Genomic DNA, 16,255 nt, shown 5'->3' with positions numbered 1-16,255 from the left:
ACGGATGAGCAGCACTTATGCTCACGGGTGATCTTGTTGACCATCCGCCCCACCAATCACAGCCAGTAATGGACATCCAGGCACGGCGAGGCGTGAAACGCCCGTTCCCGCGCTTTCCGGAAAGGCGGGCGACGACGGGCACGCAATTCCGGGAAATACCGATTTCCGATTTTCCCGAGTGTTCCCGCTCACCTGCCGTGACGTAACCGTGCGTATAACGCTTGGTTGCAGGACGGTTGTATCGGCGCGTTGCCGGGCCTGGTCGCCGCCTGTGCCTAGGCTGTGGGCATGACAGCCCCCGGCGCCCGGCCCGCCCCGCGTCCGCATCGGCACGGTGCGTGATCCCGTGACCGCCCCGGAAGCCCTCTGTGTCTGCGGCCACGAGCGCCAGGCCCACGACCACTACCGCGCCGGCAGCGAGTGCACCTTCTGCGGCGCGGCCGGCTGCCCCCGCTTCCGCCGCCGCACCTGGTGGCGCCGCCTCCTCGGCTGACGGACGCATCTACCGTCATTGCCCGGTCCGGCGCTGGGAGGTCTTCGGCTCGGCCGGCAAATGTTTCGACGGCGCCGGGCTGCTGGTGCGCAGGGCGGCGGCCGGCGACGAAGCTCGATCAGTGCGACGAGCCGGGGCTCAGTTCGGGTGGGCCGTGAAGATCGTGGTTTCCGCTCATCGGCCGAAGATCCAAGACCGTCGGTAAGCCGGGGTCATACTCTTGGTAGTGGCGTGGGCAGACCCACAGGAATTCGCCGGAAGGTGCCTGCACCCTTCGGAGGCCCCCGAAGTGCTGGCTCGGGTCCTGCCGGAACAGCAGAGCGCGAAACGCCCGTAAGGCGGCACCCTCCGCCATGGTCAAGTTGTTCTCGGTGACCTCGCTTTCGCGTTCCGGCCGGTCGACTTGCGCGGGCAACCGCTCGGCCACGACTTTCATGAGTTGAAGTTCCGCGTTGATGTCATCGAGGTCCGGCTTGGGCAGCACCACGCCTGCAACGGCCGCCGTCACCGGTACGACGAGCCGCAGGGCCTTGAGGAGGAAGTCGATGTAGGGAGAGATGTGTCCCAGCCACTCCTTCTCCTGCCGTAACTCGTAGGACGCCTCGTGCCACGGGTGCCACTCGCCCGGGTGCTCGCACCAGAGCGTGAGAAGGACGAGGTCGGTGGTGAGGCGTAGCCGGTCGAGCACCGAGGCGCGCGGCGGGGGAGCGAGCGTGAAAATCCTGGGGCAGTCGGTGACCTCCGTGGAGAGTGTTTTGATCACCCTGCGCAAGAAATGCGTGCTTTCGGTGGCGAGCACCTCGATGCGGTCAACGCCGGCCTCGATCTTCTCTACCGCTTGGGACATGTCGTCGATGCGGTAGACAAGACGGTTGATGGCACTGTGAAGTTCAGGCTCGACTGCTGAGAAGCCGGTGAGCAGCTCCGCGATGTCGAATTCGCCGTCACACTCCATGCAGTCGCGCCTGCTGCGCTGGTTCCGTCGTCTCCGCAGGAGATTGTCGAGCGGGAACTCACCCGTGCACCCGGCAGTGGGGCACGGAATCACCAGGCTGTAGTGGAGTCCCGGCCAGCGTAGATGAAGAAGAAGTTGAACGCTGTCGATGATGACATTGAAGAACATGTCGGGCGACGGGGCCCTGACCTCGATCAGCAGCCGGCGATCGGAGTCCAGCTCGATGAGGGCCTCGGAAGCGTAGGCGGAGATGGGATTCCGGAGGAAGACTCCACGGCGCCAGTGCATGCCCACGGAGGAGGGGTGGTGTCGCACGGTGAGCCAGGAGACCAGTCCCAGCGCGGGCTCGTTCAGCTTGCAAACCACGCGGATGCGTCGCAGGCCGGGAAACAACGGAGTGTCGAATGACCATGGCAGGCGCGGTCGTGCATGCGGCACCAATTGCGCCACCAAGCTGAGCGGATCCGGCCCCTCGCTCAGCCGGTAGCAGATGTCGAACTGCTCCATGAGTCTCAGGAAGTACGGGTAGTGCCGCGTCTCGTAGCCCTCAGGCATCTTTTCGTTCCATATTTCGTACAGCCGCCGATGAGCCAGGACGCCTGCCGAGGATCGGGTCGGTCCGTCCTCCAGGACGAAGCCGATGGCTTTGGTCAGCCACTCGGGATTGAGGACCACGATGTCGCGTAGTCCCTCGTAGTCCCCGTAGTGGATGATGTGGCCGAGATCGTGCATGAGCTCGCTCAGGGTCGAGATCTCGTCGGTGTCCAGGCCGTGGTACCTGCAGGTCTCGACGAACTGGTCGAAGGATATCTGGGGACGCTCGCGGTACTGGGACAGGATTTCGTCACGCGCCGATATCCAGCGCGGGCTGAGCATCCTGCCCATCTGCGGGAGTGCTGCCGACTCCCGGGCCATGGCCTCTCGAAGCGAATCAATGCCGCGACCCGACCGATTATCTATCGTGAAATGGCCGGCGAGCATGCCGGGGAAGGTCCGCTTGAGGTGCTCGTAGTCGATCTCGGCATGGCGCTCGTCGCCGTGTGTCGAGACGATGACGGCTCGGGCTTCCAGCCCGACGCGAAGGCGGATGCGCTGCAGCCACGCCTCGACCTCGTTCTGCTCCTGCCCGTCCCGGGGATTCCACACGACGATGTAGAGAGCGCGGCGGCTGAAGAAGAAGGGGTGGGTGATCCGATAGACCTCCTGGCCACCGAAATCCCAGGTGCGAACGGTGATCTTCACCTCGAGGTCGGGATGCTGGAGGGTGAGCGGCTGGATCTCCAGACCGTGTGTGGTGTCGCGATTCGCGACGAACGACTCGGAGCGAAGAGACGCGATGAGTGACGTCTTGCCGACGTTGCCCTCGCCGACGACCAGGACCTTGGCCTCGTACTGGGGGATCGCGTCCTCCAGGCTTTTCAGGTACGCGGACACGGCTGTCCACCCGCGAGCTATGAGATCGGGATAGGGCTCCTGCAGAGGGTTGTTCTCCATCGTGAACGTGATCGGCCGAGTGAGAATCTGAATAATTTCGCGAGGCAGGGCGGAGATGTGGTTGTGGTCCAGTTCCAGCTTCTCCAGCCTGGTCAGCTGGCCGATCTCCGGCGGGATCTCGCTGAGGGCGTTGTGGCTCAGATAGAGCCGTCGGAGATTGGTGAGACGGCCGATCTCGCCGGGCAGTTCGGTGAGACCGTTGTTGCGGAGATCCAGCTGTTCGAGCTTGCGCAACTTGAAGAGAGCGGGCGGCAGCTTCCTGAGTTTATTACCTTCGAGGTCGAGGTTGCGCAGCTCGCCGAGGTCCCCTATCTCGACGGGGAGGGTGGTTATCGCATTGTCGTCCAGATACAGTTCCTCGAGCGAACTCAGCCTTCCGATCTCAGCGGGCAAAGTATTCAGTCGGTTGCTCCTGACATCCAGCTCGGTCAGGTTCACCAGGTGACCTATGCCGGGCGGTAGCACCACGAGCTCGTTGTGTACGAGGTAGAGTCGCCCGAGGTCACCGAGCTGGCTGATCTCAGCCGGGAGCGATGTGAGTCCTGACCCTGAGAAGCGCAGGTACCCGTCGCGGCGGGCTCGCTCTATGTCATCCAGGCTGAATACTCCGGGCGGCCGGACAGGCGACCATTGCGCGGCTCCCGGCAGGACCGTCGAGCCGTCAGGTATCCGTTGCCAGTCCCTGTCGTCCCCGCTGGTTCTCCCGCCGGTCGGCTTCCGCATGATGATGAATCTTCTGAACCTCGGCCTCCGGCTGGGTCCTCCCATGCCGAAACCGTATGCGTACCGCGTTGATCCAATCTATGGCGAGCCATCGCCTGTCGGATCGATGACAGGACGCGTGATGCTTCTCGGTCGAATAAGCGGTCTCGGCGTTCGTCTGTTCCGAGTTCGTGCACGTAGTTCTTGGGAGGAGCGAGACATCCCGTGCCGGTGTAGCGGTCCGCGCGCGTGCTGGTGGACCCAGTGCGCCCGGTGGTCCGGGCCGCACGGTTTCGTGGCCGGCCCCCGTGTCGGCCCCGAGGCGGGATTGCCTACTTGATCTGTAGGGTAAGTGTCACTTCATGGGGTGCCGCCCGCACATCGAGGAGAGACCATGCCGCTTCCCGATTTCCTGATCGCCGGTGTGCCCAAGGCCGGGACCACCGCCCTGCACGCCGCCCTGGTCCGGCATCCCGGGCTGTTCCTGCCGGCGGTGAAGGAGCCGAAGTTCTTCCTCACCGACGGCCGGCCGCCGGCGACGGGTGGGCCCGGTGACGTGCAGACCTATCAGGAGCACGTGTGGCGGCGCGCCGACTACGAGGCCCTCTTCGATCCGGCGCCGGTGGGCACGCTGCGGGGCGAGGCGACGCCCTTCTATCTGTACGACCACGGCTCCCACGACCGGATCCGCGCCCTCGTCCCGGACGCCAAGCTGATCCTCCTGCTCCGGGACCCGGTCGACCGCGCTCACTCCAACTGGACGCACCTGTGGAACGCCGGGCTCGAGCCGGAGGCCGACTTCCTCACCGCCTGCCGGGCCGAGGAGCAGCGCAAGGCGGCGGGGTGGGCCGACTTCTGGCACTACGTGAGCCTCGGGCTCTACGGCCGGCAGGTCCAGCATCTCTACAAGGTCTTCCCGCGCGAGCAGGTGCTGCTGCTGCGCTACCGCGAGCTGAAGGACGCCCCCGCCGCCACGCTGGACCGGGTGTGCGACTTCCTGGGCGTGGAGACCGGCGTGCTCCGCGAGATCCCCAAGGAGAACGTCAACCGGCACGTCGTCGAGGACAACGGGCTCAACCGGGTGCTGCGGGGGCTGCTGCGGGCGGGCGGCACCTTCGGGCACCGGTTCCCCGTACCGTTGCGGCTCGCCGCCCGGGGTCCGCTCCTCACGCTCCTGCACCGCAAGAACGGCACGCGCCCGGTCACCACGCCGGCCGAGCGGGAGGCGCTGCTGCCGCTCTTCGCCGACGACATCGCCCTGCTGCAGGACGTGACCGGGGAGACCTACGACGACTGGCTCTCCGTGGACCGGCACGCCAAACGGGTTTGATCTTCGGGAGCTTGGATCACGCACGTGGCCCGGTGGGGCTCCGCGCTCTGGCCGCGCCAGCGGCCAGCGGAGTCGCTCCGGGCACCTCGGCGGGAGCGGCGGTCTGTACCCACCACCCCGCTACGACATCTGCTTTGTGGTTGTCTTCTGGTGCCGGCGGGGGCGAATTCCTATCATCCCCATAGATGTTGGAAGCTACCCTTCGTCGTGTCGCCGTAGCCACGGAATGGAGCCGCCTTGTCCATCGGAACTCAGACGCTGTCGTTGCCCCGCTGGGACGAGTCGACGGTGGTGGTGGAGCCGCCCGGTGACGAGCCGGGAGCCTGGGCCGGCGCGCCGTCGGCGGTCGTCGCGGACGGTCACTTCTACCTCGCCTACCGGCTGCGCCTGCCGATCGGGGAGGGGCGCGGCATCGCCAACGTGATCGCCCGGTCCGCCGACGGGGTGACCTTCGAGACCGTCGCCGAGGTCGACAAGGAGCGCTTCGGCGCCGAGTCCCTCGAGCGGCCGGCGCTCGTCCGCACGCCGGAGGGCCGGTGGCGGCTCTACGTGAGCGCCGCCACGCCGGGCACCAAGCACTGGCGCGTCGACATGCTCGACGCGGCCACCCCGGCGGAGCTCGCCACGGCGCCCGCCGTCACCGTGCTCGCGGGCGACGACACGGTCGGGGTCAAGGACCCCGTGCTGCACCACGACGAGTACGGCTGGCACCTCTGGGCGTCGGTGCACCCCCTCGAGTCGTGGGACGACGCGGACCGCATGACCACCGAGTACGCGACCAGCCCCGACGGCATCCACTGGACCTGGCGCGGCACGGCGCTCGCGGGCCGTCCGGGGCAGTGGGACGCGCGCGGCGTACGCGTCTCGTCGGTGTCCGTGACCGGCGACACCATCCTCGTGTCGTACGACGGCCGCGCGACCGCCGGGGAGAACTGGGAGGAGCGCACGGGCACGGCCCGGGGCGCCCGCCTGGCCGACGGCAGCTTCGGCGAGCTGACCGCGGAGGAGGGCGAGCCGCTCGGCAGCCCGCACGCCCCGAACGGTCTGCGCTACCTGTGCGTGCTGCCGCTGCCGTCGGGCGGGACGCGGCTCTACTACGAGGCCACGCGGGCGGACGGGGCCCACGATCTGCGCACCGAGGTCCTATGAGCCGGGTCACCCGGCCCGGCCCCGGATGACGTACGGTGATCAACGGCGCCTAGCGTCTTGCCCATAACGCCCGGTCGCGGGCGGTCGCCGGCATCAACCGGCGGCCGTGCGGCGCGGCCCGCCATGGCGGAACCCTCCCACAAGGACGGGTTCCGCCATGTTTGTTCCGTCCGCGTGTTTCCGGCATGTTGCCACGGCGGCATCACTGACTGTGACGTTCGATCCGGGCCCGCCACCCGCCGGAGTGCCCCGCGTTTGTGCTGCCCGGAGGCCGGGTAGCAAGCCGGTTACCAGGGACGGACGATCAGCGGGGGAGCACCGATGCGGATGCTGGGCGGGCGTTACCAGCTCGAGCAGCGCATCGGCATCGGCGGCATGGCCGAGGTCTGGCGCGGCCACGACCGCGTCCTCGACCGCCCCGTCGCCGTCAAGATCATGGCGCCGGCCGTCGAGGGCACCCTCGGCGCGACCGAGGGCGTCGACCTGGTCCGGGCCGAGGCCCGCTCCGCCGCCCGGCTCGCCCACCCCAACGTGGCCGGCGTCCACGACTTCGGCACCTCGCCCGAGCCGGGGCGCGACGTCCCGTACATCGTCATGGAGCTCGTCGACGGGCAGACCCTGAGCGCCCACCTGCGGACGGGCGCCCTCGACTGGCGCATCGCCGTCCGCGTCTGCGCCGAGGTCGCCGCGGCCCTCGCCGCCGCCCACGCCCAGCACGTCGTCCACCGCGACATCAAGCCGTCCAACATCATGCTCACCCCGTCCGGCGCCAAGGTCCTCGACTTCGGCATCGCCGCCGCCGCGGGCAGCGTCGACCCCGACCCGGACGGCCCGGTCATGGGCACCCCCGCCTACGTCGCCCCGGAACGCTTCGAGGGCGCCCCCGCCACCCCGGCCGCCGACATGTACGCCCTGGGCGTCCTGCTCTACCACTGCCTCTCCGGCCGCATCCCCTGGACCGTCGCCACGCACACCGCCCTGGTCAAGGCCCAGCGCTACGGCAACCCGGACCCCCTCCCGGCCATCGACGGCCTGGCCCCCGAGGTCCTCGACCTGGTCTCCCGCTGCCTCGACAAGGACCCCGCCGAACGCCCGACCGCCCTGGTCGCCGCCCTCCTCCTGGCCGAGGCGGTCGACGCCCGCGTCTACGTGCCGCTGACCGACCTGGGCCCCCGCATGCCCCGCCCGTCCACCGTCTCCCCCTGGGACGAACAAGCCGCCGACGCCGCCACCAGCGTCGCGATGCCGGAGCCCCGCACGGACGCCTCGTGGCAGCCCGCCCCGCGCGGCCGCCACCGCGCCTCCTGAGCGTGCTCCGGCCCGCCCTCACGCGCCGGGGCGGTCAGCTCCTCAGCGAGGTTGGTGATGATCCCTTCGGGGCTGCGGAAGCAGCAGAGGCGGTAGACGTTCTCGTAGCGGGCGACCTCGCCGACCAGCTCGGCCCCGTGGGAACGCAGGCGGGAAAGCACGTCGTCGACGGCGACATGATGCGGCGGATGCCCAGGGTGTTGGCGGGGCGGGCTCCGGGCGTACGGGCTCCGGCGCATGGAACTCCACCAGCTCGAGCCGGCCGTGCCTGTCGGATGTGCGCAGCATGGCGCCTCCTGCCGGACGCCGCGCACGCCGATGACGCTCTCCACCCAGGTGCCCTCGGCCGGTAAGCGGCCTTCGAGTTCCAGGCCCAGCTCGACGACCGCGTCCAGGTCCTCGACCAGGATGACGACATGGTCCATCCGCTTGAGTGCCATTTCCGGACCCTGCATCGAGGTCGGAGCCGGCAACACGATATCGACAACCGCTAGCCATCGAGGGTGATCGTAAGCCGGCGCCACTCACCCCTGAGGCCCGACCCCGCCCGCCCACTGGGCGGCAACGCGTTTTCGCCGCGAAGCTTCCGCACATCACCAGATCCAGCGGAATCCGACGACCGTCTGCTCGATGAAGGGCAGGTGCCGCCTGATGTAAGAACCCTGGACACTGATCGGGAATTCGCGGAGTGTCCGTTCGGCCAAGTGGTCGTCCCAGACGCACCACCGGGCTTTGCGCGGCCGCCGGGAACCCGCAAACTGCACCGCGAGGTCGACATGCTCGGCTCTCGCGAACGCCGCCCTCCGTACTTCGTCGGTGGTCGTGTCTTCCTGGAAGACAGTCCGGTATTCGAAGGACGTGATCTCACCACTACGCAACGGGGCAGTCAGTTCAATCTCCACCGCGGTGAGTCCGCCGCCGTACCGATGGGTTCTGCCCACGTTGCCGCCGTATTCGACATCGATCTCCACGGCATACGGCTCATGATTGAAGATGTATACGTCGACCCCGTCCTCCACCGCCCGAATCGTGTGATGTGTACGTCTCTCCCTCAAGGAGCCGTCGGGGTCGACCAGATACCGTTCGACGAGGTGACCGTGCGATGGCGCTGCCTCGACACCATTTCCCTGTGACGTGACAACGTGTGAGAGACGCCCTCTGTGGCGGCTTCCCGGCCTTCCAGCAATGCCCAGAGTGCCGCCGCGTCGTGATCAGTCATAGTGAAGGCCTTGACGAACCAGCGCAGTGTCTCGGCCGAAAGGGAAGCTCCCGTGAGGGCTCGGGAGACCCGGTCTTTGAGTCGTCTGCGCAGCGCGGTATCCGTCTCCGATCGTTCGCCCGCATCCCACAGATACTCCTGGATCACTCCGGCCACGGCGGCCTGGTTGACGTCGCCGTGGCCATGACGGTCGGTGCCGCAGCGCCACCGTGCTCTGTATCGGACGTCATCCCTGAGGAGTTGCAAGAGGTAAGCTCCGGCAGCCTGTGCTTGATGGGTGCACTCTCTGGCCATTGCCAACTCCTAGCTTCGAGCGGTCGCTCGCGAGACGGTCAGGTGCGTGTATCCCTTGAATCGGGCGCTGGCGACCAGCTCACACGATGAGCGCGACAGATGCGCGACATGCCTCCAGTGAAGTTGAACCGCTGCTCGGCAAACCGTCAAGCAGTGAAGATCATCTTTGCAAGGAGGTTGAGTTGACCACGGAACTCATCGAGGAGCCCGCCGAGGAGCCCACGACCCGGCCGACCGACAGGTTGCAAGAGCTCCAAGCTATGCAGGTCTTCTACGACGTCTTGGAGAAGCTCGGTCAAGAAAGTCGCCGCAGCGCGATCAGGTGGCTCTGCGAGGCGCTCGAGGTGGAACAGGCACCGGCCCAGTCCGAGGTCGCAGCTCCGGGGGCCGGCGATCCCGTTGTTCCTCCGGCTGATCCGAGGGATTTCATGACTCAGAAGCGCCCGCAGAATCAAGCGGAGAAGATCGCTTGCCTCGGCTACTACCTGACGACCTACCGGGGGTCCAAGTTCTTCAAGAGCGCGGACCTCACCGCTCTCAACACCGAGGCTGCTCAACCCAAGTTCGGGAACATGCCCCGGGATGTCGACAACACCGAGCGCTCGAACGGCTACATCGTCGCGGCCTCCAACGGCGCGAAGCAGCTCACGAGCCGTGGTGAGGCGGTAGTCGACGCCTTGCCCGACCGAGACGCCGTCGAGGCGGCACGCAAGCAGAATCCCTTCAAGGCGAGGAAATCGACCTCGGGATCGCGACGCGGTACGCGCACGGACGAGGACGAGTCGTGAAGAACGTCGACGAGGTGCTGACCGGAACCTGGGACGCAGGTTTGGTGAAGGAGCTGCTGGGCGCCTATTCCGAGGCCAAGCGCAATTTCTACCTCGGCGGCCACCGCTTGAGTGAGATCGAGGGAGGCCGCTTCTGCGAGGCCGCCTATCGGATGCTGCAGCAATTCGCCCAGGGATCATTCACGCCGATCGGCTGAACCTTGGACACCAAGAAGACCGAACACGCCATGGAAGGCCTTTCCCGAAGCGACTTCCCGCCGTCGGTCCGGATGTACCTGCCGCGAGCGCTGCGCGTCGTCTACGACATCCGGAACAATCGTGACGTCGCCCATCTGGCGGACGGTATCGATCCGAGCCTGCAGGACGCCGCGTTGGTCGTCGGTGTGCTCGACTGGGTCGTCGCGGAGTTCGTCCGGCTCAGCGGGCGCGTCACCGTGGAGGAAGGGCAGGCGCTCATCGACGGACTGGTCACCCGGGCCGTGCCGGCGATCCAGGAATTCGACGGCATCCCCAAGGTGCTCCGCAGCGACCTGCGGGCCAGCAATCACGTTCTCGTGCTGCTCTATTCGCGGGCGCCGGCCGCTGTCGCCCTTTCGGAGCTGCGAGTCTGGGTGCCGACCCCGATGAAGGCCAATCTGGCCCGGACGCTGAACGGGCTCGACGAGAAGGCGCTCGTCCATGTCCGGGACGGTAAGGCGACGATCACGTTCGCCGGCCAACGCCACGTCGAGAAGAACGGGTTGCTGGGGCCGCTCGCAGGATGAGACGGGAGCACGCCGGTGCCCGGTTTCGGGGAAGATCCCGGGCACCGTGTTCTCAGGCGTTGTCGCGGAGCCAGGCGTCGATCAGGCCGCCGAAGTGGCCGAGGAAGCGTTCGTGCTCGTGCGGCGGGTACATCGCGCGGACCGTCTCGGTGAGCAAAGAGCGGAACTCCGGGGAGGAGACCCATTTGTGGACCATCTCCGGGACATGTGACAGGTGCTTCTCGCAGAACTCGGTGTAGCGCTCGGTGTCCAGATAATCGTCGGCGAGCTTGCGGTAGAGGGCCAGCTTCTCCTCGTACGGCAGATCGGGGTCGTCCGCGACGGCGAACCAGGCGGACGAGTCGGTGTCCATGCGGGCGCGCCGGCCGGTGACGACGCAGTAGACGGTCCAGCGGAGGAGGGCGGTCATGGCCCACGGGAAGTAGTAGTGGAGGGAGGTGACGGCCACGTCGGGGCAGGCGTTGGCGTAGTCGATGGGGTGGACGTCCGTACCCTTGATCAGGCTTTCGCAGCTGTTGAACTCCCAGCGGAAGAAGGCGTTGACCACCCGGGAGATCGTCACGACCTCGTCGCCGACGGCGGGGGAGAGGAAGCCGTGGTCGACCGCGTAGCGCTCGTGCATCGGGAGCTCGGGGCGGAACTTCATGACCATCGTCTCGGGGCCGATGGTCAGCGAGCGGGCGAAGACGTCGTAGTCCTCGACGGCGGCCTGCAGGTGCATGAGGCGCTCGCCGGAGGCGTCGTAGGCGGCGTGCAGCTCCTGCTCGTCGCGGATGCGGGAGACGCCGACCCAGGCGCCGCCGTCGTAGGGCTTCATGTAGAGCGGGTAGCCGATCGAGGCCGCCACCGCGGACAGGTCGAAGGGCTGGTTGTAGCGCGCGGAGGTGTAGGCCCAGCGGGCGTTGTCGAGCGGGTTCTTGTACGGGACCAGCACCGTCTCGGGCACCTTCAGCCCCAGCCGCAGCATCGCGCAGTAGGCGGCGTGCTTCTCCATCGACTGGAAGGTGAAGGGGCTGTTGAGCAGGTAGACGTCGTCCATCAGCGCGATCTTCTTGAGCCACTCGCGCGGGTGGTAGTACCAGTGGGCCAGCCGGTCGATGACCAGGTCGTGCCGGGGCCGGTCCCGCAGGTGGAAGGGCTCGATGGTGACGCGGACACTGCGCAGCCGATGGGTACGCCCGGCGGGGTCGGTGATCGCCCCGACCCGGCGCAGCAACGCCTCGTACGCGCGCGGCCAGTCCTCCTCCGTGCCCAGCAGCAGCCCGATGGTGTGCCCGACGTCCGCCATCTCAGTCCTCCTGGTGCACCCTCCGCAGCAGGGCGGTCAGGTGCGGGTCGAGAGCCGCACGCCACGAGTCCCAGTCGTGGCCGCCGGGCACCTCCGCGAAGGTGACCGGGCAGCCCTGGGCCAGCAACGCGCGCGCCATGTCGCGATTGTTGGCGAGGTTCTCCTCCACGGTGCCGCATGTGAGCGTGATCGGCACGCCGGGGCCCAGACTTCCCCGGGCGACGCGACCGGTGAACCGGACGATGCGGAGCCAGTGTCGGAAGTCCGACTCCTGCCGATCCAGCGCCGGGCGGAAGAAGCTGCCCGACTGGAGGAACAGCCCGTCGAAGACCGGGAACCGGCACTGCGCGTGAAGCAGGGCCAGCGCGCCGAGGCTGGCGCCCACCCCGACGACGGGCGCGCCCCGGCCCAGGTCGCGCACGATGCGGGACAACTGCCGGGCGTACGCGGGATCGGCCGAATATTGCGTGAGACGGTCCCGCGCGTCGAGGAGGACCACGTGGCAGCCGGGCGCCGCCGACGTGAGGCGCGTGCGGTGTTCGTACTCGGCGCCGTCGTGCACCAGCAGGACCACCCCGGCGGGTGAGCGGGGCGACCAGGCCCGCCCGGTGATGCCCCGCGGCAGGTCCAGGTCGTGCCAGGTCACGGGAGGTAGGACTGGGGGCCGGTCGGCGCCGGCGGCAGGCCGAACATCTCCGCGAGGCCGGTGATGCGCAGCTGGTGGTGCACGAACTCGCTGGGGTTGCGCAGCACGAAGCGGGTGCCGGTCTCGCGGGCGGCGTTGTAGCCCGCGACCAGGGCGCCGACGCCCATCGAATCCATGAACGTGACGAAGGTCAGGTCGACCACCATCATCGCCGGCCGCTCGCCGTGCAGGGTGGTGATCAGGGCCGTGCGCAGGGCGTCGACCGTCGCGGCGTCGAGCATGCCGCGCACATCGACGACGATGGTGCCGTCGGCCTGGCGCCGGGTCGTCATCACGGCCTCGCCCATGGCATTCCGCCCATCCGTCGCGCTCGATGCGGCGGGTCCCGCGGCGCCCCCCGGTCCGCTCGACCCGTGCCCTCACCGTACAACGTGCCCCGGCGGGCTCGCAGGGCACCGCTCTATCCGGTGTCACCCGGGGCGGCAACTCCGGCGCCCGAAGTTGCACCATGCTGCCGATCTCGCCCGCGGGGGATGCCCGTACAGATCGACGCCGGTCACGGTGTCAGCCGAGGGGGGTGGTGGCATGACCACAAGTTCCGGCCGCCGGCCGGGGATCTTCGCCGTCCGTGACGTCCGCTCGTTGATCACCGAGACCGCCGAGGAGGGGCACGGCCTCAAGAAGGCCGTCGGCTCGCTGCACCTGACCGCGATGGGCGTCGGTGCGATCATCGGCACCGGCATCTTCGTGGTCATCGGCGAGGGCGCCGGCGTGGCCGGTCCCGCGGTGATCCTGTCCTTCGTGCTGGCCGCGGTGGCCTGCGCCTTCTCCGCGCTGTCCTACGCCGAGCTGGCCTCCAGCATCCCGGTGTCGGGCAGCGCCTACACCTACACCTACGCCACGCTCGGCGAACTGGTCGCCTGGATCATCGGGTGGGACCTCATCCTCGAGTACGGCGTCAGCGTCGCCGGCATCGCGGTCGGCTGGGGTGGCAACCTCAACGCGTTCCTCGACGCCGCGTTCGGGGTCTCGCTGCCCGACGCGATCGCCACGTCGCCCGAGGACGGCGGCATCTTCAACCTGCCCGCCGTGTTCATCGTGCTCGCGATCACGGCCCTGCTCGTCCGTGGCGTGTCCGAGAGTGCCCGGGTCAACCTGATCATGGTCGCCGTCAAGCTGCTCGTGCTGACGTTCTTCATCGTGGTGGCCCTGTTCAACTTCGGCACCGGCAACTTCCAGCCGTTCGCCCCGAGCGGCGTCGACGGGGTGACCTCGGCCGCGGCGATCATCTTCTTCGCGTACATCGGCTTCGACGCGGTCTCCACCGGCAGCGAGGAGGCGCGCAACCCGGCCAAGGACCTGCCGCTCGCTATCATCGGCTCGCTGCTGATCTGCACGCTCTTCTACGTGCTCACCGCCGTGGGCGCCCTGGGCATCGCCAGCCCCGACCAGATGAAGGACAGCGACGCCCCGCTCGCCGCGGCCCTCGACGAGGGCGCGGGCATCACCTGGGCGGCGGGCATCCTGTCCTTCGGCGCGGTGGTCGCCATCACGAGCGTCGTCCTGGTCATCATGTACGGCCAGACGCGCATCTTCTTCGCCATGTGCCGCGACGGCCTGCTCCCGCAGCGCCTCGCCACGGTCAACCAGCGCTACGGTACGCCCGCCCGGCTCACCATCGGCCTCGGCGTGCTCATCGCGATCCTCGCCGCCCTGGTCCCGCTGTCGGAGATCGTCAAACTGGTCAACATCGGCACGCTCTTCGCCTTCGTGCTGGTCAACATCGGCGTGATCGTGCTGCGCCGGACCCGCCCCGACATGCCCCGGCCCTACCGCGTGCCGTGGTCGCCGGTGCTGCCCATCCTCGGCGTGGCGTTCGCGGTCTATCTGATGAGCGACCTCCCGCTGGACACGTGGATCCGGTTCGGCGTCTGGCTCGTGCTGGGTCTGGCCATCTATCTCCTGTACGGGTACAAGAACTCGCGCCTGCGGACCGAGGCCGGCTCGGGGACGCCGGGGTGGGCCCGTGACGAAGGGCACCAGTCATGACAGCCTTGTCCCCGGGTGGCGGTTCCTCGTCACCGTCTTCCTCCCCGTCCTCGTCGGCCTCTTCCTCGTCGGGCGTGGCTTCGTCGGCCTCTTCCTCGCCGGGCGTGGCTTCGTCGGCTTCTTCGTCGCCGGGCGTGGCTTCGTCGGCTTCTTCGTCGCCGGGCGTGGCTTCGTCCGTCTCTTCGTCGCCGGGCGTGGCTTCGTCCGTCTCTTCGTCGCCGGGCGTGGCTTCGTCGGCTTCTTCGTCGCCGGGCGTGGCTTCGTCGGCTTCTTCGTCGCCGGGCGTGGGCCGGGGGCCGGTCATCGTCGGGGTCGACGGGGGCGACTCGGCCCGCGACGCCCTCGCCCTCGGCACCTGGGCGGCCGAGGTGCTCGGGGCGCCCCTCGTCGTGGCCGTCGTCCACCCGGCGCCCGCGGCGCTCGGGTCGGGCCGCGTCGACGCCGAATGGGTGGCCGCCCGGCACGAGGCGGCACGGCAGGTGCTCGACGGGGCTCGCGCCGTGGTCGAGGGTGCGGCGGAGTACCGTACCGTCGCCTCCAGCTCGGCCGCCCACGGCCTGCACGACCTCGCCGAAGAGCTCGCCGCCGCCCTCATCGTGGTGGGCTCGGGCCGCTCCGGCCCGCGCAGCCGCCTCTTCGCCGGCAGCACGGCGGATCGCCTGCTGGCGGGCAGTGTGTGCCCGGTAGCCGTCGCCCCCACCGGCATGGAACGCCCGCCCGGCACCCTCAGCCGCATCGGCGTCGCCTACGTCGACACGCTCGATGGCCGCGCCGCCCTCGCCACCGCCCACGCGCTCGCCGCCCGCACCAAGACCCCCGTCCGCCTGGTCACGGTGGTCGCCGACGCCGACTCGACACTGCCGTTCCTGGTCGGCCAGGACGCCGAGCGAGCGTTCCTGGAGACGGCGAGGGAAACCTACGAACAGGCCCTCACCCAGGCGGCGGCCACCGTCACGGCCGCCCCGGCCGACTGGGAGATCCGTACGGGGGACGTGGTCGACCAGCTGGCCGAGCTCGACGACGTGGACGTCCTGGTCTGCGGGTCGAGGGGTTATGGACCCGCCCGCCGCGTCCTGCTCGGCGGCGTGTCGGCCCGGTTGGTCCGGCGCGCCCGCCGTCCCGTGGTGGTGGTGCCGCGCAGCGGATGATCGCGCGGTCTTCGTGGCGGGCCTCCGTGGCGGGCCTTCGTGACGGCTCCTTCTCGGTGGCCCGTCGTGATGGTCCTTCTCGGTGGCCCGTCGTGACGGTCCTTTGCGGCGGCCTCCGTGTCGGTCTGGCCGTCGCCTGGTCGCGTTTCTGTCGGAGGGTCGGCCTAGAGTTCGGGACGTGCGGATCCGGATCGAGGGCAGCGACCTGCCCGGGCGGCGCAGCGGTGGCGAGGCCCACACCCTGCGCCTCCGAGGCGTGCACGTCGGCGTGCAGCGCACCGGCCCGGGCCGCCAGGTCGCCATCGCCGGCCTGATCCCGGTCGACGCCGAGGCGGCGGTCTGGGCGATCGAGGTCACCAGCCGCGAGATCGACGGCCTCCTCGACGTGGGCGGCCCCTGGGTCCACGGCCGCCCGGGCGCGCGGTTTCTCTATCTGAGCTGGGGCGTGCCCGGAGACTCGCCTGGTCCTGCTGGTCCTGCTGGTTCTGCTGGTCCTGCTGGTCCTGGCGGTCCTGCTGGTCTCGGCGGTCCTGCCGGTCCTGCTGGTCCTGCCTTGCCTGCCGGCTCTGTCAGCCCTTCCGGTGCGTCCGCGGAGGGTGCTGCTGGCGACGGTGCATTTGGCGGTGGC

Annotated in this window: 16 protein-coding genes; 10 read left to right on the top strand and 6 right to left on the bottom strand. The window is 68.7% G+C overall.

Going from position 1 to position 16,255, the window contains the following annotated elements:
- Positions 1 to 334 precede the first annotated feature (334 nt).
- Entirely contained in the window at positions 335 to 493 is a 159-nt protein-coding gene (locus RAN62_RS40380) for a hypothetical protein (RefSeq protein WP_305790189.1), read from the top strand.
- A 118-nt stretch (positions 494 to 611) separates the two neighbouring features.
- On the opposite strand, the gene RAN62_RS40375 is transcribed toward RAN62_RS40380, so the two are convergent.
- Positions 612 to 3,665, bottom strand: coding sequence for a COR domain-containing protein (locus RAN62_RS40375; RefSeq protein ID WP_305790188.1), 3,054 nt, complete (start codon positions 3,663 to 3,665; stop codon positions 612 to 614).
- Between the two features lie 373 nt (positions 3,666 to 4,038).
- On the opposite strand from RAN62_RS40375, the gene RAN62_RS40370 reads away from it, so the two are divergent.
- The 3 genes from RAN62_RS40370 (at position 4,039) to RAN62_RS40360 (ending at position 7,431) form a co-directional block, all read left to right on the top strand.
- A complete protein-coding gene (locus tag RAN62_RS40370) occupies positions 4,039 to 4,974 on the top strand; it encodes a sulfotransferase domain-containing protein (RefSeq protein ID WP_305790187.1) in 936 nt (311 codons plus the stop codon).
- A 237-nt stretch (positions 4,975 to 5,211) separates the two neighbouring features.
- Complete coding sequence (locus RAN62_RS40365; RefSeq protein ID WP_305790186.1) at positions 5,212 to 6,123, top strand: hypothetical protein; 912 nt, start codon at positions 5,212 to 5,214, stop codon at positions 6,121 to 6,123.
- 321 nt (positions 6,124 to 6,444) lie between these two features.
- A complete protein-coding gene (locus RAN62_RS40360; RefSeq protein ID WP_305790185.1) occupies positions 6,445 to 7,431 on the top strand; it encodes a serine/threonine-protein kinase in 987 nt (328 codons plus the stop codon).
- A gap of 593 nt (positions 7,432 to 8,024) precedes the next feature.
- Here RAN62_RS40360 and RAN62_RS40355 read toward each other — a convergent pair.
- Together RAN62_RS40355 and RAN62_RS40350 are read right to left on the bottom strand one after the other, a co-directional pair.
- Positions 8,025 to 8,450 carry a hypothetical protein gene (locus RAN62_RS40355; RefSeq protein WP_305790184.1) on the bottom strand — a complete coding sequence of 142 codons (426 nt, stop codon included), beginning with the start codon at positions 8,448 to 8,450 and terminating at the stop codon, positions 8,025 to 8,027.
- A gap of 32 nt (positions 8,451 to 8,482) precedes the next feature.
- Positions 8,483 to 8,944, bottom strand: coding sequence for a hypothetical protein (locus RAN62_RS40350; RefSeq protein ID WP_305790183.1), 462 nt, complete (start codon positions 8,942 to 8,944; stop codon positions 8,483 to 8,485).
- A gap of 182 nt (positions 8,945 to 9,126) precedes the next feature.
- On the opposite strand from RAN62_RS40350, the gene RAN62_RS40345 reads away from it, so the two are divergent.
- The 3 genes from RAN62_RS40345 to RAN62_RS40335 are packed head-to-tail and all read left to right on the top strand — an operon-like array spanning position 9,127 to position 10,496.
- Positions 9,127 to 9,732 (top strand): hypothetical protein, encoded by a 606-nt coding sequence (locus RAN62_RS40345; RefSeq protein WP_305790182.1) that lies wholly within the window; start codon positions 9,127 to 9,129, stop codon positions 9,730 to 9,732.
- Positions 9,729 to 9,929, top strand: a complete 201-nt coding sequence (locus RAN62_RS40340; RefSeq protein WP_305790181.1) for a hypothetical protein — start codon at positions 9,729 to 9,731, stop codon at positions 9,927 to 9,929. Before RAN62_RS40345 ends, RAN62_RS40340 begins: the two co-directional genes overlap by 4 nt.
- Positions 9,930 to 9,932: 3 nt before the next feature.
- Positions 9,933 to 10,496: a hypothetical protein gene (locus tag RAN62_RS40335; protein WP_305790180.1), complete on the top strand. Its 564-nt coding sequence runs from the start codon at positions 9,933 to 9,935 to the stop codon at positions 10,494 to 10,496.
- A 52-nt stretch (positions 10,497 to 10,548) separates the two neighbouring features.
- Here the strand turns inward: RAN62_RS40335 and RAN62_RS40330 are convergent, their stop codons facing one another.
- The 3 genes from RAN62_RS40330 to RAN62_RS40320 are packed head-to-tail and all read right to left on the bottom strand — an operon-like array spanning position 10,549 to position 12,777.
- Entirely contained in the window at positions 10,549 to 11,784 is a 1,236-nt protein-coding gene (locus RAN62_RS40330) for an ATP-grasp domain-containing protein (protein ID WP_305790179.1), read from the bottom strand.
- Between the two features lies 1 nt (position 11,785).
- Positions 11,786 to 12,430, bottom strand: coding sequence for an alpha/beta hydrolase (locus tag RAN62_RS40325; protein ID WP_305790178.1), 645 nt, complete (start codon positions 12,428 to 12,430; stop codon positions 11,786 to 11,788).
- Positions 12,427 to 12,777 carry an STAS domain-containing protein gene (locus RAN62_RS40320; protein ID WP_305790177.1) on the bottom strand — a complete coding sequence of 117 codons (351 nt, stop codon included), beginning with the start codon at positions 12,775 to 12,777 and terminating at the stop codon, positions 12,427 to 12,429. The genes RAN62_RS40325 and RAN62_RS40320 overlap by 4 nt, the downstream gene beginning before the upstream one ends.
- 238 nt (positions 12,778 to 13,015) lie before the next feature.
- On the opposite strand from RAN62_RS40320, the gene RAN62_RS40315 reads away from it, so the two are divergent.
- The 3 genes from RAN62_RS40315 to RAN62_RS40305 all read left to right on the top strand — a co-directional run.
- Positions 13,016 to 14,479 (top strand): amino acid permease, encoded by a 1,464-nt coding sequence (locus RAN62_RS40315; RefSeq protein WP_305790176.1) that lies wholly within the window; start codon positions 13,016 to 13,018, stop codon positions 14,477 to 14,479.
- Positions 14,480 to 14,673: 194 nt separating this feature from the next.
- A complete protein-coding gene (locus RAN62_RS40310) occupies positions 14,674 to 15,627 on the top strand; it encodes a universal stress protein (protein WP_305790175.1) in 954 nt (317 codons plus the stop codon).
- Positions 15,628 to 15,805: 178 nt separating this feature from the next.
- On the top strand, positions 15,806 to 16,255 hold a 450-nt coding region (locus tag RAN62_RS40305), incomplete at its 3' end, for a DUF5990 family protein (protein ID WP_305790174.1).

The organism is Symbioplanes lichenis (assembly GCF_030709675.1).
In the GTDB taxonomy this organism is placed as follows: domain Bacteria; phylum Actinomycetota; class Actinomycetes; order Mycobacteriales; family Micromonosporaceae; genus Actinoplanes; species Actinoplanes lichenis.
The sequence above is the reverse complement of the archived record's forward strand: the minus strand, read 5'-3'. Positions and strand labels throughout refer to the sequence as shown.